Genomic DNA, 22,408 nt, shown 5'->3' on the forward strand with positions numbered 1-22,408 from the left:
CTCGCAAAATCGTCAAGAAGCCCGCCGTTTCGGCTCAGCACATCTGCCCCCGTGGAAATGCCGGCGGCGGGGTCAATGGAAGCCCTGCTGCAAATGACCGGGGATCGAATTCCGCCGATCGGCCCACCATGGTCCGTCACCATCGTATCGACACGCTGCCGAGCCATAAGGCACCGCAGTTTCCAACGCTTGCGCAAATGTGTAACGTGGTCCGAAAAATGCGTCAATAGTGCTGACCTATTTCATGAACAATCCTGTTGCAAACGGATCAAAGCTTGAGCAGGCGGACGCCATCGTCGCCGAGCCTCTGGAAACCCTCGGCGCGGTCGACTTCCGTTTCATCGAACTGATGTTCTTCGCATATCGCCAATTCACGGCGGACGCGGATGCGATCCTTGCGGCCTATGGCTTCGGCCGCGCGCATCACCGCATCCTCCACTTCGTGAACCGCTCGCCCGGGATCTCGATCGCCGAGATTCTGGATCTTTTGAAGATTACCAAGCAGTCGCTTTCGCGAGTGCTGCGCCAACTTATCGACGAGGGGTTCGTCGCCCAGCTTCCGGGTGAGGAAGACCGGCGGCAGCGGCGCCTTTACCCAACGCCGAAGGGCCGCGAACTGACCCTCGAACTCTCGCGGCAACAGGCAAGGCGCCTCGACGCGGCCATCGTGAAGATCGGACCGGAGGGCGCGGGCGCCGTCGCCCACTTCCTCGCCCTTCTCGGGGGCAGCGAGCCGCCGGCCCGCACCTGGCTCGAGACCCGCGTCTGGAACGAAGGACCCCTCGCATGAGCGATGCACAAACCCTCGAGCATGAACGGGTCGACGACGGCGCCGCGCATATCCTTATCGTCGACGACGACCGTCGCATCCGCTCGCTGCTTTCGCGCTTCCTGACCAGCAAGCGCTTCCGAGTTTCGACCGCCTCCGACGCTGCCGAAGCCCGACGGATCCTCGGCGGTCTCGATTTCGACCTGATGATCGTCGACGTGATGATGCCCGGCGAGAACGGCCTCGATCTCGTCCGCTCCCTGCGCCAGACGCGCGACTGCCCGATCCTCATGCTGACGGCCCGTTCGGAGATCGACTCGCGCATTGAGGGGCTGGAAGCCGGCGTCGACGACTATCTCGCCAAGCCTTTCGATCCGCGCGAGCTGCTTCTGCGGCTCAACAACATCTTAAAGCGCGGCGCCGGCCAGACGCCGGTAACGATCGAGACCGTCTGCTTCGGTCCCTTCGCCTTCAACCTGTCACGGCGCGAGCTGAAGCGCGGCGGCGAGATCGTCCGTCTGACGGACCGCGAGCAGGATATCATGGCGCAGTTCGCAGCAAAGCCGGGCGAGACGGTGCCGCGCCTCGATCTGCTCGGCGAGGAGAACGAGATCGGCGAGCGCACCATCGATGTTCAGATCAACCGGCTGCGGCGGAAAATCGAACCCGATCCCGGCAATCCGCTCTGGCTGCAGACCGTGCGCGGCGTCGGTTATCGTCTGAACATCGATTGAGGGGCTCGCCCCCATGACCTTCATCGAGCGCATCCGTAAGAGCCGCATTGACACCGCGAACGGTTTCGCACGTGCCGTCCGATTCTCGCGCGACTGGATGCGGCGCTGGCCCGACGTCTGGGGCTGGCAGTGGCTGCGGCGCGTTCCGGTCCCCTCGCGCATCGACATCTGGCGCGGGCCTTTGAGGCCGATCCCGCGCTTTTTCGCGCGTTATACGCCGAAAAGCCTCTATGCCCGCTCCCTGATCATCATCATCGCACCGATGGTGATTCTGCAGTGCGTCGTCACAATCGTCTTCATGGAGCGGCACTGGGCGCTGGTGACCCGGCGTCTGTCCGAAGCTGTGGTGCGCGACATCGCAGCGGTCGTCGAGATGGTCCGGGAAATTCCAGGCGAAGAGGGCGATCAGATAGCCATGCGCATCGCCCGGCGGGATCTTGACCTCAACGCCTCGATCCTGCCGCTTGGACCTCTGCCGCCACCGGCGCCAAAACCCTTCTTCAACATCCTCGACAGCATCCTCTCGAGCGAGATCCGCGACCAGATTGGCCGCCCGTTCTGGATCGACACTGTCGGTGATTCCAAGATCGTGGAGGTGCGAATCCAGCTCGACGACAAGATCCTGCGCGTCTTCGCACCGCGCAATTCTGCCTATGCTTCGAACACCCACATTTTCATCGTGTGGATGGTGATCACGTCGCTGGTTCTCCTGCTGATCGCCATCCTCTTCCTGCGCAACCAGATCCGGCCTATCCAGAACCTCGCGGCGGCTGCCGAGGGCTTCGGCCGCGGCCAGCCTCTGCCGCCCGATTTCCGGCCGCGTGGCGCCTCGGAGGTCCGCCGCGCCTCGATCGCCTTCATTCAGATGCGTGACCGGATCGAACGCCAGCTCGAACAGCGCACGCAGATGCTGAACGGTGTCAGCCACGATCTGAGGACCATTCTCACCCGTTTCCGTCTGCAGATATCCTTCCTCGGCGAGGGTGAGGATGCCAAGGAGTTGAACGCCGACATCGACGAGATGCAACGCATGCTCGAAGGTTATCTCGCCTTTGCCAAGGACGAGGCCAACGAGGATGTTGGGGAGGTCGATATCGAGGAGGTGCTCGACCGCCTCCGAAGCGAGGCGCAGATGAAGAAGAAACGGCTGACAATCAGGATCGACGGCGATCCGCGGCTGACCGTCAGACCCGACTCGTTCCAGCGCATGGTCACGAACGTCGTCGGCAACGCGCTTCGCTATGCTGACAAGGTAGCCGTCACCGCTAATCACCAGGGCCGGTGGCTGACCCTGGAAGTCGAGGACGACGGACCGGGCATCCCGCCGGACAAGCGCGAGGAAGTGTTCAAGCCCTTTGTCCGGCTCGACGACGCCCGCAATATCGATGCCGGCGGCACCGGCCTCGGCCTAGCCATAGCCCGCGACATTGCCCGTGGCCATGGCGGCGACATTCTGCTCTCGGAGAGCCGGTTGGGCGGTCTCCGCGCCCTCATCCGTTTGCCGGCTTAATAAGACGGCAAATCAAGACCTGTTTGCGTTCTTCAATACTATTTCGAAAGGCGCGTCAGTAATCGACGACACCATCGAGTGCGTAGTGCTTCACCGTCTTGCGGTTCTCGATAAGCGTGTCGATCGACGGCTCTCCCTTCATCGCGCGGGCGATTGCGAGCTTTGTCGCCTCGTAATTCGTTCGGTAAAGATCGGACTTGTCGAGGTTCTCGTCCTCGGCGCAGCGTGGGTCGAGCCAGATCGTCACGATCATGCAGATGTCGTCGACAATGGCCTTCGGGATCACGCCCTCGATCACGCAGTCGACGATCGCATCGCCGGTCGCCGCCTGCACGACGCCGCCGAGAAGCTCGACATAGGCCTCCGAATGGATCGTCGCCTTGGTGGTCATCATCGTCGCCGGGCGAACCATTTGATTCAGGTCTCGCACGACGAACATCCGCGTATGGCCGACGGTCTGGCCAAGCATGCCGGCAAAGGCATGACCCACGGGTCCCGAGAGCGAACCGATGACGATTTCGGGCATGGCGTCTGTCGCCTGCCCCTCTGCGGCGAGAACCGTCGCCTCGCCAGTGCGCATGATGATGTCGGACACGTTTGATTTCCTTCGGTAAGGGGGGACGGGCTCGCATGCATCGCGCGTTCGGAGCCATCTTTCGGGTGGTTCTCTAGGGGTTTTCGATGGCACTCGGCAAGAGCGCTGGAATCGGGTTTCCCAGCCGTTTGCACGCGTTCCAAACCGCGCTTTCCGACGCGTTCAAGCGCAAGATGAGGATTACGGGCGATGCCACGCGTTGCGAGCGCTTCGAGCAACCGCTCGCGTTGCTCCTTTCTCGTCCGTCAGCTGGAACCCGCCCCACTGAGTGGCGGGGCCCGATCGGAGTCAGCGCAGAATCAATCGCGATGATGCACTCGAACCTCGCAATAGATCATACTAAATTCGTTGTTCCCGGTCTGAACGTGGGCTGTCGACGGGCCGGGCCGGCCTCAGCCGCGTACCACTTCCCCGTCCCGATGCTCCAACACCTCCACTCGATCGCCGACATCAAGCCGCCCTTCGCCCCGTGGGACCGCGTTCCAGCCGAAGAGAACGCCGGGGACGCGGCGGTCGGCGGAAAACCGCGTCTCTCGCAGGATTTGAAGTGGTTGTTCGCCTGTCACCACGCCGTCCAGCTGGTCGATCGTCGTCACCTTGCAGCGCGCACAGGGCTTGACGAGATCGAGGGTAACGCCGCCGATGCGGATCGTCCTCCACGTGTCCTCTCGCCAGGGCCCGCTGTCGTCGATCACGAGATTGGGCCGAAAGCGACCCATGGGGACCGGCTCTTCGCCGTCGTAGACGAGCCGCGAATTGAGGTCGCGTAAGGAGTCCGTGGTGGCGATCAGTAGCGGATAGCCGTCCGCCAGCGAAACCGGGCTCTCGGCCGGAGCGAAGTCCATGTCCGCCTGCCGGTCGATCCGGTCCTGGTAGATCAACCGCACATCCTCGCCGAACCAGCGCGAGAGCGCGTTGTTCGTTTCCTCGCCCGCGAGCGCCACATCGAGTTCGTTCTGCCACAACCGGGCATCGACGCGCTCTGATCCGTCCGGAAACGGTACGAAGCGTTCCGCCTCCTCACCGAAGGTTAGGATCAGGCCGTCCTCGGTCGGCTCGGCGTCGAGCCGGGCAAGCGCGGGCAGATCGCGCTGGGACTGGAAGCGCCCGTCCGCGTCGATCAGCATCCAGCGCCGGTCCCGGGCGAGGCCTTCGCGATGGAGTTCGGCAGATTCGAGACCAAGCGAGCGTCCGCCCTTCACCGGATGAATGTGGATGGCGCCGAGCTTCAACGTCAATTTCTCCTTCGGCCGCATGTCACCGACGTCAGCCGATCAGGTCTGAGCGCTATACGCTTTTGATCGATTTGGTACCCGCCGAATGTCTAAAAGGCCGGGGTCTACGCATATCCTGACTGTTATGGGCCGCAGTCCCGCATCTGAGTGGCTTCACGTGGAATTGCAATCCTGACCCGAATGACGGTGATAAACTTCGCACCGAGCTTATCAGCTCTCGAGACCCTTCGTCCTTTTGCGCAATTTCGGACGAACCGCCTGACTTCTCCTCGGAATTGCACTCGAAAGAAGGTCCATTATGGCCAAAGGACAGATGCGCGGGAACAAGGAAATCCGCAAACCTAAAGCCGACAAGAAAGCTGTGAAACCCGAGCCGGCTGCGGTCGCAACGCCGGCAAAGTTCGCAAAGAGCCAGGACGGGAAGAAGAAGTAGGCACCCTCGCTGGGGGTCACTGGCGGTCGAAGCTCACACGCCATCATGGTTCGATCGCGCGGTGATCCACGAAGGCAACGCTCGTGGTCAACGACTTCCGCGGCGTTTCCCATCACGGTCGCTCGAACCATCGGACGCTCAAGGGGCATCGCATGGTCTTGCGGTGCCCCTCTTTCGCGATTGCCGCTCAGCCGGCGAGATCGGCGAGGAGGCCTGCGGCTACCGTTAGGCGTGGGACGGAAGCCTCGCCGCTGCCCGTCAGCGTGCGGATCTGGTTGCCGATCCGTTTTGCATGGTCCCCCTGATCTTCGCTCCACGCCGTGACGGGATTGTCCGCATCGCCATAGCTCTTGAGCGCAGTCTCAGTCAGTTTTCGACGTGCCTCCGCAATCTGACTGCCCGACCGGTCGAGTGCCAGAATTTCGTAGTAGTCCGCCGCTTCGATTCCGAAGATTGCCGACTCCAGTCGTCCGATCTCGAAACGCTCGGTCATGCCGAAATAAGTCGCCATCACCGCTTCCGGCGGCTTCGATGTTTCACGTGAAACAGAGGCGATGTCCGGCACCAGTGCAACGAGCGGCAGGGCCGCCAGATCCTCGGACAGATCCTGCGGTACGCCGTTCGCGGCCCAGGCTTCGGCGCTCGCCTTCGTATCGGCGCGGGAGGCGTCCGAGGCGAGATCGAGCAATTTCGGCTTCAGCTGCTCCAGTGCATTGCGGCATTCGACCACGACACCGGTCAGACCACTGGAGAAGGTCTCGTTGCGCACGAACCAACGGGTTGACCGGCGCAGGAACGCCGCAACGGCCTCGTAGAGATCGTTCTGCAGCTCGCCGTCGATCTTCGTATCGAGCGCATCGATCCTGTCGGTGAGCGCTGCGACATTGAGCCCGTCATGGGAGGCGACGAAGCTGCGGACGATCCGCGATGGCGAGGCCCCCGTCGCCTCGCGGATCACAGTGAGGAATGTCGGCCCGCAGCGATTGGCAAGCTCGTTCGACAGGATCGTCGCGACGATTTCACGCTTCAGCCGGTGGCTCTCGATATCCCGCGCGAAATCGCGACGCATCGGGCCGGGGAAGTAGTCGTGCAGCCGATCCTCCAGATAGGGATCGTCCGGCAGGTCGCTGTCGACCAGCTGGTCGAACAGCGTCAGCTTGGAATAGGCGAGCAGCACCGCAACTTCGGGCCGGGCCAAACCGCCGCCGGTCGCCTTCAGATCGGCGATTGCCCCATCCGCAGGCAGCACTTCGACCGCTCTGTCGAGATCGCCGGTCTCTTCGAGCGCGGCCATGAAGCGCGACTGCAACGGCAGGATCGCATTGCCTTTCCGCGCATCGAGCGAGATCGCCAGCGTCTGCTCGTAATTGTTGACGAGGACGAGCCGGGAGACGTTCTCCGTCATCGACGCGAGAAGCGTGTTGCGGGCGTCCCGATCGAGCCGCCCCTCCTCCATTGCCGATTTCAGCGCGATCTTGATGTTCACCTCGACGTCGGATGTGTTGACGCCGGCAGAGTTGTCGATCGCGTCAGAATTGATCCGTCCGCCGCTCCGGGCGAACTCGATCCGCCCGCGTTGGGTGACGCCAAGATTGGCACCCTCGCCCACAACCTTCGCCCGAACCTCCGGCGCGGTAACGCGTACGGCATCGTTCGCACGGTCGCCGACGTCCGAATTGGATTCGGTGGCTGCTCGGATATAGGTCCCGATGCCACCGAACCAGAGAAGATCGGCCGGGCTCTTGAGGATGGCGGAGATGATCTCCGGTGGCGTGCCGCTCTCCTTGTCAAAACCGATCGCTTCGCGTGCTTCCTGCGAGAGCGTTATCCGCTTATTCTTCCGCGAGAAAACGCCGCCGCCTTTCGAGATCTTTCCTTCGTCGTAATCGGCCCACGAGGAGCGGGCCATCCCGAACAGCCGCTTGCGCTCGGCAAAGCTCGTCGCAGGATCTGGGTCAGGATCGATGAAGATGTCACGATGGTCGAAGGCAGCGATCAGCTTCGTCTGCTGCGACAGAAGCATGCCGTTGCCAAAGACGTCGCCCGACATGTCGCCGCAGCCGACCGCCGTGAACGGGTCGGTTTGGATGTCGTGGTTCATCTCACGGAAATGTCGCTTCACGGCTTCCCACGCGCCGCGCGCGGTAATGCCCATCGCCTTGTGGTCGTAGCCGACCGAACCGCCAGACGCAAAGGCGTCGTCAAGCCAAAAGTCCACCGACTGAGCGATGGCGTTCGCAGTATCAGAGAAGGTCGCCGTGCCCTTGTCGGCGGCGACGACGAAATAGGGATCGTCCCCATCGATACGCTTCACCTTCTGCGGCGCGACGATGTCGGCGCCGGCGATATTGTCGGTGATCGACAGCAGCGACGCGATGAAGACGACGTAGGCCGACTTGCCGGCATTGAACCAGGCTTCGCGATCGGCGGCCGGGTCCGGCAGGCGTTTCGGATAAAACCCGCCCTTGGCGCCGACGGGCACGATGACCGCGTTCTTCACCTGCTGTGCTTTGACCAGCCCCAGCACCTCGGTGCGGTAATCCTGCGCCCGGTCAGACCAGCGCAGGCCGCCACGCGCGACCTTGCCGAAGCGCAGGTGGACGCCCTCGACACGGGCGTCGAAGACGAAGATCTCGCGGAACGGGACCGGCTGCGGCAGACCTTCCACCGCCGCACTGTCGAACTTGAAGGCGAGCGCGGGTTCGACGTCGCCAGGCTTGTTGTCGAGATCGGCGCATGTGCCGTCGATCGCGAAATAATTGGTGCGGAGAGTTGCAAGGATCGCGCTCGCATAATGCCGAAGGATGCGGTCGTCGTCGATCGAATCGACCGCCTCCAACCGCTCGATGAGATCGGTGAAGCGATCGGCGACCCCACGGTCGGCCGCTCGCGCGATCAGGGCGGCATCGACGCCGGGGATGCCCTTGGCAGCCCCCTCCGCATCGACTTCGGACGCCTTGCCGTCTGACGAGGCCGGATCAAGGGCTTCTTCGAAAAGCGTGAAAAGAGACTTGGCGAAGTCGGCGCGCCGGGTCAGAGCGTCGGCCAGGAAGTCGGCTGAATAGGTGAGACCCCCCTGGCGCAGATAGCGGCCATAGGCCCGCAGCACGTTCGCCTGGCGATGGTCGAGGCCGGCTTCGAGCACCAGCGCATTGAAGCCGTCATTCTCGATCCGCTGGCCCCAGACCGCCGAGAAGGTCTGTTCCAGCGCCTTGCCGTTATCGCCGAGATGGATCTCCCCGCCGGCCCGGCGCTGCAGATCCATGTCGTGCAGGTGCACGTGTTCGCCATCCGGCCGGCGAATCTCGAAGGTACGCTCCGAGACGACCGAAAAGCCCATATTCTCGAGGATCGGAACGCGGGTCGAGAGCGCCACCGCATCGCCGAGATGGAAGATTTTCAGGCGGGCGACCGTCGCAGCGTCACCCGGCCGGCGATAGAAGTCCATGAAGAGCGGCGCATCAGCGGTCAGGTCCGCCATCACGCCGGCATCGGACACTGCCTCTTCCGGCGCGATGACGTCGCGATAACTTTCGGGCAGGCCGGCCGCGAAATCGGCAAGCTCGGCGAAGCGACCGCGACGCGCAAGGACCGTCTGGAAGGTATCGGCCCAATTGCGTGAGAGCAGGCGAATCTCTTCCTCGATCGCCTCGACATCAACCTCCGGTAGCTCATCCGAGCGCCGGCCAATGATGATGTGGACGCGTGCGAGCGGGCCTTCCGGGAAAGCGGGATAATAAGCCGAGACCCGACCCTCGTAGGCATCGGCGAGCATGGCACCGATCCGTTCGCGAAGACGAGAATCGTAGCGGTCGCGCGGTACGTAGACCATGATCGAAACGAAGCGGTCGAACCGATCCGGCCGCGGCATGACCTTGATCCTCGGGCGCTCATTGAGGCCGACCGCCGTTGTCGCAAACTCCTCCAGGGTCTCCGGGTCGATCTGGAAAATTTCGTCGCGCGGGTAGGACTCGAGCACATTTAGAAGCGCCTTGCCCGAATGGGAATCGGCGCGGAAGCCCGAATGCGCAATCACCGTCTCGGCCTTCAGACGCAGATACGGAATCGACAGGATCGAGCGGGTATACGCCGATGAGGTGAAGAGCCCAACGAAGCGGACCTCTCCGCGCAGTCCGCCATTCTGATCGTACTGCTTGACCCCGACGTAATCCATGTAAGCGCGGCGGTGGATTTTCGTCTGCGCGTTCGCTTTGGTGACGATCATCGGCTGCTTGGCTTCGAGAAAAGCGCGAATTTCCGGTGTCGTCGTTGTCGGTTGGCCCTGCCGGCCAAGGATCGAGACCGACGGGTCCGACAGGATGCCGAGGCTGTCGTCCTCGCGGCGCGCGAGGAGGTCGCCGGCGTCCTCGTGGCTTACACCGTAGACGCGGCTGCCCAGGAAGATGAAGTTGTCGTTGCGCAGCCATTGCAACAGTTCGGCCGATTCCGCGATCAGGGTCTTCTCGTCGCCCTCGACCCGCTCGGCCTGCTGGCGCAGATCCGCGATCACGCCATCAGCTCGTGCGCGCATCGCCCCGAAGTCCCTGTTGGCGAGGCGGACGTGATTGAGGATCCGCTCTAGGCTCTCGCGCAGCTTCCGTCCACCTTCGGGATCGGCAAAACGGTCGAGCGCGAACTGGATGACGCTGATGCGTTCGCTCCGTGCCCCATCGACGTTGAGATGCGAGGCCGTCGCGAAGCTTGAAATTGTCCCCTCCGGCTCCCGCATAACGTCGAGGATCGGATGCGAGATGTAATGGATAGCCGACGACCGGGCGGCGATCTCGCCGGCAAGGGAATCGAACAGGAATGGCATGTCCCGATTGACGATCGTCACCAGTTGGAGACGATCACCATCCCGCTCGAAATCGTCCGGCTCGTCGACACGAACGACCGGTCCCTCACCCTTGTGGCTTAGGAGGCAATCCGTCGCCGCGCGTACTGAAATGGCGAGAGAGTTTACCTCGAATGCCCTCAGATCCTCGACAGGCGGTCTTGCGAAGAGGAGCGGAGCCAAACTCGCGGCTGCATCGCCTTCGGGAAATTGCCCGATGACGGCCTCGAGCAGTTCCAGTTTCGTCGATCCGACCGGTTTATGCATGACGCTCTCCCGCTTCTTACCGATTGCGATGCGCCATGATCGCGTCATCGCATTCTGCACCGGTCAGCTTACCCTCTGTCCAACCGCACGGACAACGAAGGATCGGACGCCGAACGGTTCGGTCGGGTATCTGGGCCTCGACAGGGCGATTTCAGCGCCCGAAACCGTAATACTGATGAATTCCACCGCTCGAAGGAGGGGTTACAAACGCTTTCCAGGACGGCCCGCAACCGATAAGGACGGATCTCATGGGTACACGCGAAGACGAAGACGAAGCCCGCAGCCGCGAGGCAAACCGCATCCTCAAAGCGATTCGCGAGGAGACGGATCCCCAGACCGGGACGCATGTCCAAAACTGGCTGTTGCGGCCGAAAGAATTCTTCGCCGCCGACGATGCCGACCCGGACGATCGGATCGAGAAGATCGGCCTCCGGATCGGGCGGGTCGCGAGCGTCGTCGGCTTCGTGGTCTTCGCGATTATCCTCTATTTCCAGTTCGTATCATGAGCCATACGAAAGGCGACGGACGGAATACGGACGATCCCGACAAGGCGGTGATGCTCGCCATCTCCAGCCATGTCGTGCGCGGGGCCGTTGGGAATCGCGGGGGCGTCTTCGCGCTTGAAAGCCTTGGACACCGCGTTTGGTCGGTGCCGACCATCGCTCTGCCCTGGCATCCGGGGCATGGTCCGGGAACCCGGATCATTCCCGATGACGCACAATTTCGAACGCTTTGCTCGGAGATCGCAGCGTCTCCCTTCGCTTCGGAAATCGGAGCGGTGACGACCGGCTATTTCGCGACCGGCGGTCAGGTTCACGCGGCAGCGGACCTCATCGAAGCGTTACGCCGATCAAATCCTGGCCTTATCTACTGCCTTGATCCAGTACTTGGCGACGAGGGCAGGCTCTACCGCCCGCCCGAAGTGCTTGCCGCCATCTCCGAACGTCTCCTGCCAATCGCTGATATTGCGACACCGAATCGGTTCGAGCTCGAATTTCTCACCGATCTCAGCTTGAACGAGAACGGCCATCTCGTCGAGGCCGCGCGCACACTCGGGCCAGGCATGGTTTTGGTGACCTCGGCATTCGGCATGCTCTCCGGCAGCATCGCAAATCTCCTTGTAACCGAGAAAGCGGTGGATCTCGCCGAACATCGTTTGATCGAGAACGGGCCGAATGGCGGCGGTGACCTGACGGCCGCGCTGTTCCTCGCCCGGCTGGTCGAAGGCCAGAAACCGGAAAACGCCCTAAGACTGGCGACGGCCTCGGTCTTCGAGATCCTTGCGCGCACCGCAAAACGCGGCCTCAACGAGCTGTCGCTCCAGACCGATGCGAGCTCTCTCGCAACGCCGTTCGCCATGGTCCAGATGCGCAAGCTCGCCGGCCCGAAAAAGAGATGACAATCGAGCCGGTCGCCAATCGGGCCGAGCTTTCCTTGCCATCCGGGTCGCAAAAAACCGTCCGATCTTCTCGAATTGTGGATGGAGGCGCAGCGATCGGAGCCCTATAATCTCGATCTATGAGCGAACATCTGCCCGATCACCTCGTCACCGGTTACAAGACCTTTCTGGAAAAGCGCCTTCCCGGAGAACGGGATCGCTTCCGTCAGTTGGCCGAAGCCGGCCAGAAGCCGCCGACCATGGTGATCGCCTGCTGCGATTCTCGAACGGCGCCCGAAACGATCTTCAGTTCGTCCCCGGGCGAGATCTTCGTCGTTCGAAACGTCGCTAATCTAGTCCCACCCTATGAGCCCGGCGGTGACAATCACTCCGTCTCTGCAGCGCTTGAATTCGCTGTGCAGGCGTTGAAGGTGAAGCACATCGTGATCCTCGGCCATAGCCATTGCGGCGGCATAAAAGCCGCCCTCTCGCCGGAAAGAGAGCCGTTGTCGCCTGGCGATTTCATCGGCAAGTGGGTGGGCCTGCTCGATCCCGTCGCCAAAGGCATGCATGACGACGATCGCATGACCCCGGAGGAGCGCCAAACCGCGACGGAGCGAACCGCCATCCGCCATTCGGTCGGCAATCTTCGAACATTCCCGATGATCGAGGAACTGGAAGCAGCAAACGAGCTTACCCTGCACGGCGCCTGGGTCGATATCGCCACAGGCGATCTTTGGACCATGGACCCGCAGACCGGCGAATTCGGTCGTATGGATTCCGTACTGGAATAGGACGGTTTCTGCGAACAAAGATTGGCGTAGTGCCCCATCCCTAGGGGCTTGTTAAGGCGGCGTTCGATCCCGGAGAGCCGTCTTCAGACTGCGTTAGAAACTACGCACTGCCGTAAAACCCCCGAAAAGCTGCAGTTTTTCCCCATTTCAGCCGCGTTTGGATTCTTAGACCCAAGGCCTGTGCGTAGATCGGAGCCAACACCGCGACGGCTTGCATGAACGTCTGCATTCGACGCCGTGAGGGCGAGGTCGGACTGTTGCAAATGCGTTTCAGCGTTGCAGATTGGCACAATTTTGGGGCCCACAGACTTGCATGACGACCCGAGCATCCCTCTAGTGGATACAGAGCGCGTCATCAGGGCTTTGGCCCTTCCGAACCGAACCTGCCGCGTCGGCGCATGATGAGGGGAAGCATTCGACCGATGAAACTATCTTTCTTGAAAGCGGGAGCGGCTATTGCCGCAATGCTGACAGCGGCTGGATGTTCGCCGTCGATCCCAAGCTTCAGTAGCAACGATCGCGGACCGGCGCCGCTGACGGCATCACCGACACCTCAGGTCTCGCAGAACCAACTGCCGCCACCGCCGCCACCGCCACCGCCGAACCAGGACATGGCGAACAACGCGACGAACGGCGATCAAAACGGCGAGAACGGCGACACTCAGGTTGCCGCGCTCGATCCGAATGCCGGTTCCAACGCCTCCTCGTCCTCGTCGGGTGGAGGCGGGAGCCTTTCGCGCAACAAGGTTCTCGGCGCCTACAAGGTGACGACGGCTGGCGGTAACTGCCAGATCATCCTCTCCCTCACCAAATGGAGCGGCGGCTACCGCGCCGCTTCGCGCGGCTGCCCTGGCGCCGTTGCCGACGTTTCCGCCTGGGACGTTTCAGGCAGCAATGTTGTCCTGAGAAACTCCGGCGGATCGCAGGTTGCGAGCCTCTCCTCCACGGGCGACTCGCGCTATGACGGCCAGACTCAGGGCGGACAGGCAATCAGTCTCTATCGCTGAGACTCGCCGCATCACATGGAATGACGAGCCCCGGTCCAAGCGGCCGGGGTTTTTTGTTTCGAATGCGTTCGAAGAAAAGCGTTTCGCGGATCAGCCGAGTTCTCGGCGTGCCGTTTCAAGGCCCCAGGCAAGCCGATCTCTCGCGACCGGCTCGCTCGCCGCTTCGATATAACAGCGCAGTTCCGGCGCGTTGCCCGATGCGCGGAAATGAATGACCTCGCCATTTTCGAGGATCGTTCTTATCCCATCCGTGTCGTCGATTGACACGACAACCCCAATAGGCTCGAAGAGATGCGCCGTATAATCGTGGTCGTTCACGAGGCGGGCAAGGAAGGGCGCGCTCTTCTCCGCCGGTACCTCCTTCAGCCGATCGGCGGCGGTGAAGCCGGCTTTCATCTCCGTCACGATCTCAGAAAGTGGCTTGCCGGCGCCGGCCGCTTCGGCGAGCGAACACAGGATCGGCAGCACTGCATCGCGAGTAGGAAGCGCCTCGAGCATCCGGCCTCCCCGTTCGATATCGGAGCCCAGCAGCACGCCCCCATTCGCCTCGAAGCCGATGATGGCCGAGCCACCTTTCCGCGCCGTCTCTGCCATTCCGGCGATGACGAAGGGCGAACCGACCCGCGTTCGAAGGACCTCGCCCGCAAAGTCCGAAGCTTCGATCGCCGAGGATGAGGTGACGGGCGTCACGATGCTCGAAAGACCGAGATGCTTGGCCGTGATCATACCGAGGACATCGCCACGCAGGATGGTTCCGGTCTCGTCCGCGACCAGAGGCCGGTCGGCATCGCCATCGGTCGAGACGATGGCATCAAAGCCGTATTCCTCAGCCCATTTGGCGACGAGCGCGACATCCTCCGGCCGGTGCGCTTCCGTATCGACGGGAATGAAGCTGTCGGCACGGCGAAGCCCCACCGTTTCGGCACCGAGCGCGTTGAGGATCGTCGTCAGGATGTCGCGCGCGACCGAACTCTGCTCGTAGATGCCGATCCGCCTGCCCTTCAGCGCATCCGAGCCGAAGAAGGTCGAATAGCGATGCATGTAGGCTTCGATCGCCGCCTCTGCACCGCCCTCAAGATCGGCCAGAGAGAGGCTGTGAGCGGCTTCGCGAACCTCCGGCACCAGATCGTCATGGGCAAGCCGAATACCGCCCTCGTCTGCCTTGTCGATCTCTCCGGAGGGCGAATAGAATTTGAGCCCGTTGCGATCTTCCGGAATGTGGCTGCCGGTGACCATCAAGGCTGCGGCATCACGCTTCAGCGCGGCGAAGGCCAGAGCCGGCGTCGGCAGCGCGCCACAGTTCACCGCCGTCCAGCCGGCATCCGAGACGGCCGCCGCCGCCCGCGCCGCGATCGAGGGGCTCGAGGCGCGCAGATCCTGACCGATAAGCACCGTCTTTGAGCCGGTCTGATCGGACCGCTCCAGATGGCCGACAAAGCCCCGCGTCCATGCATAGGCCGGCGGCCCGTCGAGATCGCTGACAAGGCCGCGCAGGCCGCTGGTGCCGAACTTGAGTGATGACATGGGGACGCTACCGTCTCGATGACTGTTGGCCAAACCCTATACGGGAAGGCGGCAGCCGACAAAGGAGCAAAGGAGGCCGTGTGAAAAGTGCGGCATCTTCAAAATTTGGCTGTGACGCCCGCAGATCGAAGAATTCCGTTCGCGGTGTGGCGACTTTTAAGATTTCGAGGAACGAGCACCATGTGCCCGTCGACTCCCGGCGCCATTTCTCGTGCGACCCTTTCGCGTTCGAGACATGGACATAACCTGCCTGTTTCAGGAGCTTGGATATCTCCTTGTAGAACCCTTCCGACATGCAATCAGGCTGCGTGGCGAACGTCGCCCGGGCGTTGCCAGACGATCGCGGGAATCAAGTCCTTGAGGGGCTTAGTCGCCAGGTCGTCGGCCGAAACATGGTTCGCGACGATCAGTTCGACGGCGGTCTCGTACAGGAGGTCCTCGAAGGCATCAAGCGTCTCCGCCTCGATGTGAAGTCCATCGATGTCGCTTTCGCAGACGAAGACCTTGGCTTCGTCGTCCCATACGGCCTTGACCGTGAAAGATCGCTGCATGGTCTGAAAGTCCTGCCCGAAAAGTATTCCGGAGTAACCTTACACCGTCCTGGTTTTTCAGGCGACTCCTCAGCGCTTGGGTTTGGCTTCGGCCTTCACTCAGAACGGCTTGACGATCACCAGCACGACGATCACCGCCAGGAGCACGGCCGGAACTTCATTGGCAATACGCCAGAACTTCGAGGAACGGGTGTGCTGATCGTTCGCGAACCGGCGCAACGAGGCGGCAAGGAACATGTGCATGGCGGTGAGGACAACAACGAGAACGATCTTGGCGTGAAGCCAGGCACCCTGGAACTCGAAGACTTTCGCGGCGAGCCAGAGGCCCACGGCCCAGGTGACGATCATCGACGGCGTGCCGATGCCACGCAGGAGCCTGCGCTCCATGACCTTGAAGGTCTCCGACTGTGGCGTCTTCGGCCCGGCTTCCGTGTGATAAACGTAGAGCCGCGGCAGGTAGAGCAGAACGGCCATCCAGGAGATGACGAAGAAGACGTGGATCGACTTCATCCACAGCTGGGCCTCGACGGGGATCACCCCAAGGACGGCTACCAATGCGACGAGCCCCACGACCGGGATGATCATCTTCTGAGGCGAGGGCTTGGATTTTGGGGTGTCGCTCACGTCGCGGCCTTCATCGTTCGTCGTTCAATTCACCGGCAGTCCAGCGTCTTATCAGGCATTGGCTATCGTCCGCTTTGAAGGACCGCACCGGCCCGGAGTCAATCGGTTACGCTTTACCAACCCTATCCGAAACTCAGCCTCGGATGCGCTTCAACAGCCGTTCCACATGCTCGATCGGCGCATCCGGCGTGATGCCGTGGCCGAGATTGAAGATGAAAGGTCCGTCCGACAAAGCTTCGAGGATCAGATCGACGCCCTCGTCGAGCGCCCTTCCCCCAGCGATCAGCCGCAACGGGTCGAGATTGCCCTGCACGGCGCCGTCCGCCTGAAGCTCCTTGGCGAAGGCGAGGGGCACCTGCCAGTCCATGCCGAGCGCGTCGACGCCCGTCTCCTGCCGATAAGTCTTGAGGCGATAGCCGGCGCCCTTGGCAAACCCGATGATCTTGGCGTCGGGGATCGCCGCCCTCACCCGGTCGACGATCAGCTTCACCGGCGCGACGGCATAGTCGGCAAAACTCTGCTCGTCGAGCACGCCGGCCCATGAGTCGAATATCTGGACACAGTCGGCACCCGCGCGCAGCTGGCGGATCAGATAATCGGCGCTCATTTCGGCGAGCAGCGTCAGAAGCTGCGCCATCGCTTCCGGGTTATGGTAGCCGAACATCCGGGCCGGCGCCTGATCAGGCGTCCCATGTCCGGCGATCATATAGGTCGCCACGGTCCAGGGAGCCCCGCAGAAGCCGATCAAGGTGGTTTCCTCAGGGAGTTCCTCGCGAAGCCGCGCGACCGTCGCTATGACCGGCGCCAGATGCGTCTCGGCAAGGCTCGGATCAAGCCGATCGATCTCGTCCGGCCGGATCGGGTTCATCATCGGGCCTTCGCCCTTTACGAACTTCACGCCGCGCTGAAGCGCATCCGGGATCACGAGGATATCGGAGAAGAGGATCGAAGCATCAAAGCCGAAACGCCGGATCGGCTGGAGCGTCACCTCGGTCGCAAAGTCCGGATTGTAGCAGAGATCGAGAAAGCCGCCGGCCTGGGCGCGGGTCTCGCGATATTCCGGCAGATAGCGCCCCGCCTGGCGCATCAGCCAGATCGGCGGTGGGCCGACGGTCTCCCCTTCCAGCACCTTCACGAGTTTGCGCTCCGCCATCTGCGGCCCCCTCCCCTTAAAGAATCCTTTCTTAAAAGGATTTATGATTCTTCTTTGACTCGGTGGATTGTGGGAATCCACATCCATGGTCCTGCAGGCGTTTGATCGGCCGGCAATTCGCATCACTCGTAGCCATGATGAGGCAGGCTGTCGAGGAGAGCGGGGACGGACCAGGAAAAGGTCCAGTTCGAAAGGATCTTAGGCCCTGAACCAAGACCGGTTTACAGTGTGAAGAACCTGTCGAAACAGGAGGAACGGCGCACAGCTTTCAACAGATTAACGCAACCTGTTTCGACTCCCTTCGAAGAGCCGGGCGATGGGGAAAACTCGATCCCTATCGACAGAAGCTTCCCGATACCTCTTTACTGTCCCGTCCTCTCCCAATTCGTAAACAAGAGGTTAAAGAATCACGGGAGTGATCGCTCGCGGATATTGCATTTGTGTGACGAATCGAGTCCGCTGGAGTTCGGTCGATTGCAAAGAATGTTTCACGTGAAACGCTTTGCAGCCTCGCCATGCTCGAAGCGCAGCCGGGCGATATCCATACCGATCGGTTGACCGTCCCTGACCCGCCACTCACCCTTCACCATCACCCGGTCGGCGGAATGCGCACCGCAGAGAACGAGCGCCGCGATCGGATCGTGCGCACCGGAAAATCGTAGTTCGTCGAGAGTGAAGAGGGCGAAATCTGCCTGGCGACCGACCGCGATGCGTCCGATATCGCTGCGGCCGAGACAGGCGGCTGAGCCCTCCGTCGCGAGTTGAAATGCATCGCGGGCGGTCACAGCACTCGCCGAGCGATAGTTGAGCCGGCCGATCATCACCGCGTGACGAACCTGCTCCATCAGGTTCGAGGCGTCATTCGAGGCCGAGCCGTCGACACCGAGCCCCACCGGCGCTCCGGCGGCCTTCAGCTCGTTGATCGGGCAGAAGCCCGAGGCAAGCACCGCGTTGAAGGCCGGACAATGGCAGACGCCGACCTTGTGCCTTCCGAGCTTCGTGCATTCCTCCGTTGTGAAGTGGATGCCGTGGGCGAGCCATGTGCGGGGGCCGAGCCAGCCGACTTCTTCGAGATACTCCACCGGCCGGCAGCCGAAGAGTTCGCGGCAATAGGCGTTCTCGTCCTCGGTCTCGCCGAGATGGGTGTGGAGGCGGCAGTCGTGCTTCTCGGCGAGCGCCGCGCTCTCCGTCATAAGCGCCTTGGTCACCGAAAAAGGTGAACAGGGCGCGAGCGCGATCTGCGTCATCGCGCCCTCGGACCCATCGTGATAGCGGCCGATCAGCCGCTCTGCATCGGCGAGGATCGTCTCCTTGTCCTGCACCACGAGATCGGGCGGCAGACCGCCGTCCTTCTCCGACAGATCCATCGAGCCGCGCGTCAGCATCACCCGCATTCCGAGGGCTTGCGCCTCCTCTGCCTCGATGTCGATGGCGTCGTCGAGCCCGTCCGGGAACAAATAGTGGTGGTCGGCCGCCGTCGTGCAGCCGGACATCAGAAGCTCGGTCAGAGCGAGGCGCACCGAAAGGCGAAAACTCTCCGGATCGAGCCGCGCCCAGATCGGATAGAGGCTCTTCAGCCAGGGGAAGAGCTCCTTGTCGATCGCGTCCGGATGGGCGCGGGTGAGCGTCTGGTAGAAGTGGTGATGGGTGTTGATCAGCCCCGGCAGGACAACGTGGTTCGAGGCGTCGAAGGTCTCGTCCACGGGTGCGGCTGGTGCGCCGCCGGACGGCACCAGTTCGGCGATCCGGCCGTCTTCGACGACAAGACCGCCTCCCGCATTATTCGCGAGGATCGCGAGCGGCGCCTTGACGTAGAGCCTTGTCACGCGGCGTCTTCGATGGCGGGCAGGCCGCCGGCCGCGCTGAGAAAGGCGAGGATATCCCCGATTCCCTTGGCGCGGGAGAGATCGGTGCAGACCGTCGGGAGTTTTCCCCTCCCCTTCGCCGCATCCTGCTCCATTCGTGTGAGATCGGCACCGACATGCGGAGCGAGATCGGTCTTGTTGATGACCAGAAGATCGGAGCGGGTGATGGCCGGCCCGCCCTTACGCGGAATGTCGTCGCCCTGACAAACTGAGATCACGTAGATCGAGAGATCGACTAGATCGGGCGAGAATGTCGCCGCGAGGTTGTCGCCGCCCGACTCCACGACGACGAGGTCGAGGTCCGGATGGCGCTTCGTCAGATAGCGGATCGCGCGCATGTTGATCGAGGCGTCCTCGCGGATCGCCGTGTGCGGGCAGCCGCCGGTCTCGACCCCGATGATGCGGTCGGAGGTCAGCGCCTGGGCGCGCACCAGCGCCTCGGCGTCTTCGCTGGTATAGATGTCATTCGTGACGACGCCGATCGACCAGTTCTCCCGCGCCGCCTTGCAGAGCTTTTCGACGAGGGTCGTCTTGCCCGAACCGACGGGGCCGCCGATGCCGACGCGCAAGGGTCCGTTCTGATGCTTCATGAGGAAAACAGCCTTGGAGAGAGAGTTTCGTGCCGCATGGAATGGATGTCGGACAGGAGCGCCGCCGAGCCGAGATCGTCCAGCGAGCTGCTTGCGGCTAGGCTCGCGGTCTCGACTATTGATGGCCCGAGGGCATGGGTGATTTTGACCGCATCGCTCTGACCAAGCGGGATGAGCCGGATTGCGGCCTGGACGAGCATATTCGAGAAGCCGTGCAGGAAGGCGGTGAGCACCTCCGTGCGGGGTAGTTTCAGCGAAGCCGAGAGCGCCCCCGCCGCAACCGGATAAGCGACGGGGCTATTGGCGATCGCGATCGCGTCGGCGCTCTGCCATGGCCGCGAGGCCTCGCGAAACGCCTCGCCGAAATGCTCCGTTTCAGTGCGCCGCTCGGCGGAAAAGCCGAGTGCGAGTGCTAGTTCGTTGGCGGCATCGAGCCTGGATTGGTCGTGATCCGATGCTGCGTCGTAGCTCTCGGTGAAAAGGACCGCGTCGTTCCAGCCGCTGCCTGATCTCAGGAGAAAGGCAATCCAATCGCGCGTCTCGTCGGCATTGGTCACGAGACCGCCGCGGACCGTACTTTCCAACCCATGCGACCAGGCAAAACTACCGATCGGGAAGCTCTGCGAAAAAAGAGTGATGAGAGAAACGAAGCCGGTATGAGTTGGCGCTTCCCTGATCGCCTCTTCGCTATCCGGCCCGCGGTTCAAAGTGCTTCCGCTTCGACCGGGTCAGCGTGATGGTGGTGGTGAACCGAATGCGCATTGCCATAGGCCCCACCTTCGGGATCGAAGCCGCTCTCGATGCGCCGTAATTCCGCGCCGAGACCTTCCAGCATCGTCGCGATCACCGGATCGTCGCGGATGAGGACGCGCTCGGCGTGGATTTCGGCTGCAAGATGCCGGTTGCCGATCTGCCAGGCGAGCGCGAGGAGATGGCGGGCATTGCGTCCCCTCACCTCCAAAAGGTTTTCGGGTTTGGCCTGAACCTCGATCAGGCGCCCGTCGTCGAGCTGGATCGCATCGCCGGATTTCAGAAGCCGCGCCTCTGGAAGATCGAGCAGGAAGGCGATACCGCCGTCGCTCACCATCGCCATCCGGCGGCGGTGTCGCGCTTGTTCGTCAAGGGTGATCGTATCGGCAGCCTCCTGCCATGCGCCTCGGGTAACGATCGAAGTTCCCACGATCATGGACGCCCTCGCTTCTTGCGCGTCTTTGCATCATGCCAAGATATTGGCGTGCGAGCGGTTTTGCCAGCGGTCAATCACCGAGGATCGGTATTTCTCCGGAGGCTGACAGAAAGGAGGAGGAGTATGCCGCTTAAGAACCGGGTGCTTCCGACAGGAGAGATCGTTTCACATCCTTCGAAGGCCGGCCTCTTCATGGGCAATCGCGGCATCCTTCATGGCGAGGATCGCACGCTCGGCAGTAGCCGCTGGAAGCAAAAGAACTGGATCATCTGCGCGCTCGATTTTAGTGGACGCAAGCGCGAGCTCATGTCCAAGGGCTGTTACACCGAACTTTTCTTTCTCGATGAGGCGGTTGCGCTTGCGGCTGGTCATCGTCCTTGCGCGGAGTGCAGAAGGGCAGTTTTTCTCGCCTACAGATCGGCCTTTGCACGGGTGAATGGCGCCGAGGCGCGGGCCGGGGAGATCGACAAAGCGCTGCATGCAGTCAGGGTGGATTCGAGAAGGCGCCTGCAGATCCGGCTCGAAGTGAACACAAGCGAGATCCCGGACGGTGCCATGGTTCATTTTGAGGGCGAAGCCTGGCTGCTTAGGAACGGTCGGCTCCTCCACTACACCCCCGATGGTTACGATACTGCTATGGGCCTTGCAGCGGGGACTGTTACCGTGCTCACGCCGAAACCTAGTGTAATAGCCCTCCAGAACGGCTTTGTCCCCGTCGTCCATCCGAGTGCGGATGCCTTTTCCGCCTAGTCCTTCACTACCCTGCAGACATAGGCTTCCTCCACACCGCCGCGCAGTTCGTCGTAAAGATCGCCGCGATTGCCGCGCGTCCACCAAACGAGGGACTTCGAGACATATTTCGAGCCGGAGTTGGCGAGGGTTAAGGCAAATACGGTCGGTCGGCCAGCCACAGGCACGATGGCGAGATTGCCGTTCGGCAGGTTGATGTAGTCGACAGTGATGCGTGCCGGTGTCTCCATCTGGTCGTCCTGGCACGCATAGGTGATCTCCTGCCGATCGACCGGCCCAGTGACCTGAATGGTGATCTCCTCTGCCGTTTGAGCCGCCGCGCTCCCTGAAAGCACCAACGTCAATAAGGCGGCCAGGCCGCCGATAGTCTTCATCTCCGTGGCGATCCGCATCGGTCTCTTCCCTTTGTCTTCAGTCTCTTTACGCGCCCGAAGCGAGGAGCCACGTCGCGTCGAGAATTACAAGGGCGATGCGGCGGTCGAAGCGTAATGCGTCTATGAGAGGGAGAGAGCTAAATGCCATTCACGAAAACTGCGGGTAAGCGACCAGATGCTCCGGGGAACTGTCCGCAGGGAACGCGCAATGGGGTCCTGATCGCCAATTGCACAA

General features: G+C 62.0%; 21 protein-coding genes. 9 read left to right on the forward strand and 12 right to left on the reverse strand.

Annotated features, from left to right (window positions below):
• Positions 1 to 244 precede the first annotated feature (244 nt).
• From FP2506_RS13945 to FP2506_RS13955, 3 genes are read left to right on the forward strand one after another with little or no spacing between them, the layout of a single operon-like run.
• Entirely contained in the window at positions 245 to 790 is a 546-nt protein-coding gene (locus FP2506_RS13945) for a MarR family winged helix-turn-helix transcriptional regulator (protein WP_040489960.1), read from the forward strand.
• On the forward strand, positions 787 to 1,503 hold the full coding sequence (locus FP2506_RS13950) for a response regulator (RefSeq protein ID WP_007068177.1): 717 nt from the start codon (positions 787 to 789) through the stop codon (positions 1,501 to 1,503). The genes FP2506_RS13945 and FP2506_RS13950 overlap by 4 nt, the downstream gene beginning before the upstream one ends.
• Before the next feature lie 13 nt (positions 1,504 to 1,516).
• A complete protein-coding gene (locus FP2506_RS13955) occupies positions 1,517 to 3,013 on the forward strand; it encodes an ATP-binding protein (protein WP_007068178.1) in 1,497 nt (498 codons plus the stop codon).
• Positions 3,014 to 3,068: 55 nt separating this feature from the next.
• Here FP2506_RS13955 and fae read toward each other — a convergent pair whose 3' ends face one another.
• Entirely contained in the window at positions 3,069 to 3,608 is a 540-nt protein-coding gene (gene fae, locus FP2506_RS13960; protein ID WP_007068179.1) for a formaldehyde-activating enzyme, read from the reverse strand.
• 392 nt (positions 3,609 to 4,000) lie between these two features.
• Positions 4,001 to 4,846, reverse strand: a complete 846-nt coding sequence (locus tag FP2506_RS13965) for an MOSC domain-containing protein (RefSeq protein WP_244404204.1) — start codon at positions 4,844 to 4,846, stop codon at positions 4,001 to 4,003.
• A 295-nt stretch (positions 4,847 to 5,141) separates the two neighbouring features.
• Between FP2506_RS13965 and FP2506_RS19370 the strand changes: the two genes are divergently transcribed.
• Positions 5,142 to 5,276, forward strand: coding sequence for a hypothetical protein (locus tag FP2506_RS19370; protein ID WP_007068181.1), 135 nt, complete (start codon positions 5,142 to 5,144; stop codon positions 5,274 to 5,276).
• A 187-nt stretch (positions 5,277 to 5,463) separates the two neighbouring features.
• On the opposite strand, the gene FP2506_RS13970 is transcribed toward FP2506_RS19370, so the two are convergent.
• Positions 5,464 to 10,377 carry an NAD-glutamate dehydrogenase gene (locus tag FP2506_RS13970; protein WP_040489965.1) on the reverse strand — a complete coding sequence of 1,638 codons (4,914 nt, stop codon included), beginning with the start codon at positions 10,375 to 10,377 and terminating at the stop codon, positions 5,464 to 5,466.
• Positions 10,378 to 10,625: 248 nt separating this feature from the next.
• Between FP2506_RS13970 and FP2506_RS13975 the strand changes: the two genes are divergently transcribed.
• The 4 genes from FP2506_RS13975 (at position 10,626) to FP2506_RS13990 (ending at position 13,556) form a co-directional block, all read left to right on the forward strand.
• Positions 10,626 to 10,883, forward strand: coding sequence for a hypothetical protein (locus FP2506_RS13975; protein WP_007068183.1), 258 nt, complete (start codon positions 10,626 to 10,628; stop codon positions 10,881 to 10,883).
• The gene (gene pdxY, locus FP2506_RS13980) at positions 10,880 to 11,776 is read left to right on the forward strand and encodes a pyridoxal kinase (RefSeq protein ID WP_007068184.1); all 897 of its coding nucleotides are present in this window, start codon (positions 10,880 to 10,882) and stop codon (positions 11,774 to 11,776) included. The genes FP2506_RS13975 and pdxY overlap by 4 nt, the downstream gene beginning before the upstream one ends.
• A gap of 119 nt (positions 11,777 to 11,895) precedes the next feature.
• Positions 11,896 to 12,549 (forward strand): carbonic anhydrase, encoded by a 654-nt coding sequence (locus FP2506_RS13985; RefSeq protein WP_007068185.1) that lies wholly within the window; start codon positions 11,896 to 11,898, stop codon positions 12,547 to 12,549.
• A gap of 611 nt (positions 12,550 to 13,160) precedes the next feature.
• Positions 13,161 to 13,556 carry a protease inhibitor Inh/omp19 family protein gene (locus FP2506_RS13990; protein WP_187289053.1) on the forward strand — a complete coding sequence of 132 codons (396 nt, stop codon included), beginning with the start codon at positions 13,161 to 13,163 and terminating at the stop codon, positions 13,554 to 13,556.
• Positions 13,557 to 13,646: 90 nt separating this feature from the next.
• Here the strand turns inward: FP2506_RS13990 and FP2506_RS13995 are convergent, their stop codons facing one another.
• From FP2506_RS13995 to FP2506_RS14030, 8 genes are all read right to left on the reverse strand, one after another.
• Positions 13,647 to 15,080 carry a phosphomannomutase gene (locus tag FP2506_RS13995; protein ID WP_007068187.1) on the reverse strand — a complete coding sequence of 478 codons (1,434 nt, stop codon included), beginning with the start codon at positions 15,078 to 15,080 and terminating at the stop codon, positions 13,647 to 13,649.
• Between the two features lie 299 nt (positions 15,081 to 15,379).
• Complete coding sequence (locus FP2506_RS14000; RefSeq protein ID WP_007068188.1) at positions 15,380 to 15,631, reverse strand: DUF1902 domain-containing protein; 252 nt, start codon at positions 15,629 to 15,631, stop codon at positions 15,380 to 15,382.
• Between the two features lie 99 nt (positions 15,632 to 15,730).
• Positions 15,731 to 16,216, reverse strand: a complete 486-nt coding sequence (hemJ, locus tag FP2506_RS14005) for a protoporphyrinogen oxidase HemJ (protein WP_007068189.1) — start codon at positions 16,214 to 16,216, stop codon at positions 15,731 to 15,733.
• Positions 16,217 to 16,388: 172 nt separating this feature from the next.
• A complete protein-coding gene (hemE, locus tag FP2506_RS14010) occupies positions 16,389 to 17,408 on the reverse strand; it encodes a uroporphyrinogen decarboxylase (protein ID WP_007068190.1) in 1,020 nt (339 codons plus the stop codon).
• Positions 17,409 to 17,896: 488 nt separating this feature from the next.
• On the reverse strand, positions 17,897 to 19,234 hold the full coding sequence (locus FP2506_RS14015) for an 8-oxoguanine deaminase (RefSeq protein ID WP_007068191.1): 1,338 nt from the start codon (positions 19,232 to 19,234) through the stop codon (positions 17,897 to 17,899).
• Positions 19,231 to 19,863, reverse strand: a complete 633-nt coding sequence (gene ureG, locus FP2506_RS14020; RefSeq protein WP_007068192.1) for an urease accessory protein UreG — start codon at positions 19,861 to 19,863, stop codon at positions 19,231 to 19,233. The genes FP2506_RS14015 and ureG overlap by 4 nt, the downstream gene beginning before the upstream one ends.
• The gene (locus FP2506_RS14025) at positions 19,860 to 20,570 is read right to left on the reverse strand and encodes an urease accessory protein UreF (protein WP_007068193.1); all 711 of its coding nucleotides are present in this window, start codon (positions 20,568 to 20,570) and stop codon (positions 19,860 to 19,862) included. The genes ureG and FP2506_RS14025 overlap by 4 nt, the downstream gene beginning before the upstream one ends.
• Complete coding sequence (locus FP2506_RS14030) at positions 20,567 to 21,049, reverse strand: urease accessory protein UreE (protein ID WP_007068194.1); 483 nt, start codon at positions 21,047 to 21,049, stop codon at positions 20,567 to 20,569. The genes FP2506_RS14025 and FP2506_RS14030 overlap by 4 nt, the downstream gene beginning before the upstream one ends.
• A 123-nt stretch (positions 21,050 to 21,172) precedes the next feature.
• On the opposite strand from FP2506_RS14030, the gene FP2506_RS14035 reads away from it, so the two are divergent.
• The gene (locus FP2506_RS14035; protein WP_007068195.1) at positions 21,173 to 21,799 is read left to right on the forward strand and encodes a hypothetical protein; all 627 of its coding nucleotides are present in this window, start codon (positions 21,173 to 21,175) and stop codon (positions 21,797 to 21,799) included.
• On the opposite strand, the gene FP2506_RS14040 is transcribed toward FP2506_RS14035, so the two are convergent.
• Positions 21,796 to 22,191, reverse strand: coding sequence for an MliC family protein (locus FP2506_RS14040; protein ID WP_007068196.1), 396 nt, complete (start codon positions 22,189 to 22,191; stop codon positions 21,796 to 21,798). The genes FP2506_RS14035 and FP2506_RS14040 overlap by 4 nt on opposite strands.
• Positions 22,192 to 22,408 lie beyond the last annotated feature (217 nt).

Origin of the sequence: Fulvimarina pelagi HTCC2506, assembly GCF_000153705.1 — a bacterium.
In the GTDB taxonomy this organism is placed as follows: Bacteria; Pseudomonadota; Alphaproteobacteria; order Rhizobiales; family Rhizobiaceae; genus Fulvimarina; species Fulvimarina pelagi.

Bases quoted from the DNA above. Each gene is read 5' to 3' on its own strand.
- FP2506_RS14000 (WP_007068188.1), bottom strand. From the start codon at position 15,631: ATGCAGCGATCTTTCACGGTCAAGGCCGTATGGGACGACGAAGCCAAG.
- FP2506_RS14030 (WP_007068194.1), bottom strand. From the start codon at position 21,049: ATGATCGTGGGAACTTCGATCGTTACCCGAGGCGCATGGCAGGAGGCT.
- ureG (WP_007068192.1), bottom strand. From the start codon at position 19,863: ATGAAGCATCAGAACGGACCCTTGCGCGTCGGCATCGGCGGCCCCGTC.
- hemE (WP_007068190.1), bottom strand. From the start codon at position 17,408: ATGGCGGAGCGCAAACTCGTGAAGGTGCTGGAAGGGGAGACCGTCGGC.
- FP2506_RS13975 (WP_007068183.1), top strand. From the start codon at position 10,626: ATGGGTACACGCGAAGACGAAGACGAAGCCCGCAGCCGCGAGGCAAAC.
- FP2506_RS13970 (WP_040489965.1), bottom strand. From the start codon at position 10,377: ATGCATAAACCGGTCGGATCGACGAAACTGGAACTGCTCGAGGCCGTC.
- FP2506_RS14035 (WP_007068195.1), top strand. From the start codon at position 21,173: ATGCCGCTTAAGAACCGGGTGCTTCCGACAGGAGAGATCGTTTCACAT.
- FP2506_RS13995 (WP_007068187.1), bottom strand. From the start codon at position 15,080: ATGTCATCACTCAAGTTCGGCACCAGCGGCCTGCGCGGCCTTGTCAGC.
- FP2506_RS13950 (WP_007068177.1), top strand. From the start codon at position 787: ATGAGCGATGCACAAACCCTCGAGCATGAACGGGTCGACGACGGCGCC.
- FP2506_RS13985 (WP_007068185.1), top strand. From the start codon at position 11,896: ATGAGCGAACATCTGCCCGATCACCTCGTCACCGGTTACAAGACCTTT.
- pdxY (WP_007068184.1), top strand. From the start codon at position 10,880: ATGAGCCATACGAAAGGCGACGGACGGAATACGGACGATCCCGACAAG.
- FP2506_RS19370 (WP_007068181.1), top strand. From the start codon at position 5,142: ATGGCCAAAGGACAGATGCGCGGGAACAAGGAAATCCGCAAACCTAAA.
- FP2506_RS14040 (WP_007068196.1), bottom strand. From the start codon at position 22,191: ATGCGGATCGCCACGGAGATGAAGACTATCGGCGGCCTGGCCGCCTTA.
- FP2506_RS13990 (WP_187289053.1), top strand. From the start codon at position 13,161: ATGGCGAACAACGCGACGAACGGCGATCAAAACGGCGAGAACGGCGAC.
- FP2506_RS13945 (WP_040489960.1), top strand. From the start codon at position 245: ATGAACAATCCTGTTGCAAACGGATCAAAGCTTGAGCAGGCGGACGCC.
- FP2506_RS13955 (WP_007068178.1), top strand. From the start codon at position 1,517: ATGACCTTCATCGAGCGCATCCGTAAGAGCCGCATTGACACCGCGAAC.
- hemJ (WP_007068189.1), bottom strand. From the start codon at position 16,216: ATGATCATCCCGGTCGTGGGGCTCGTCGCATTGGTAGCCGTCCTTGGG.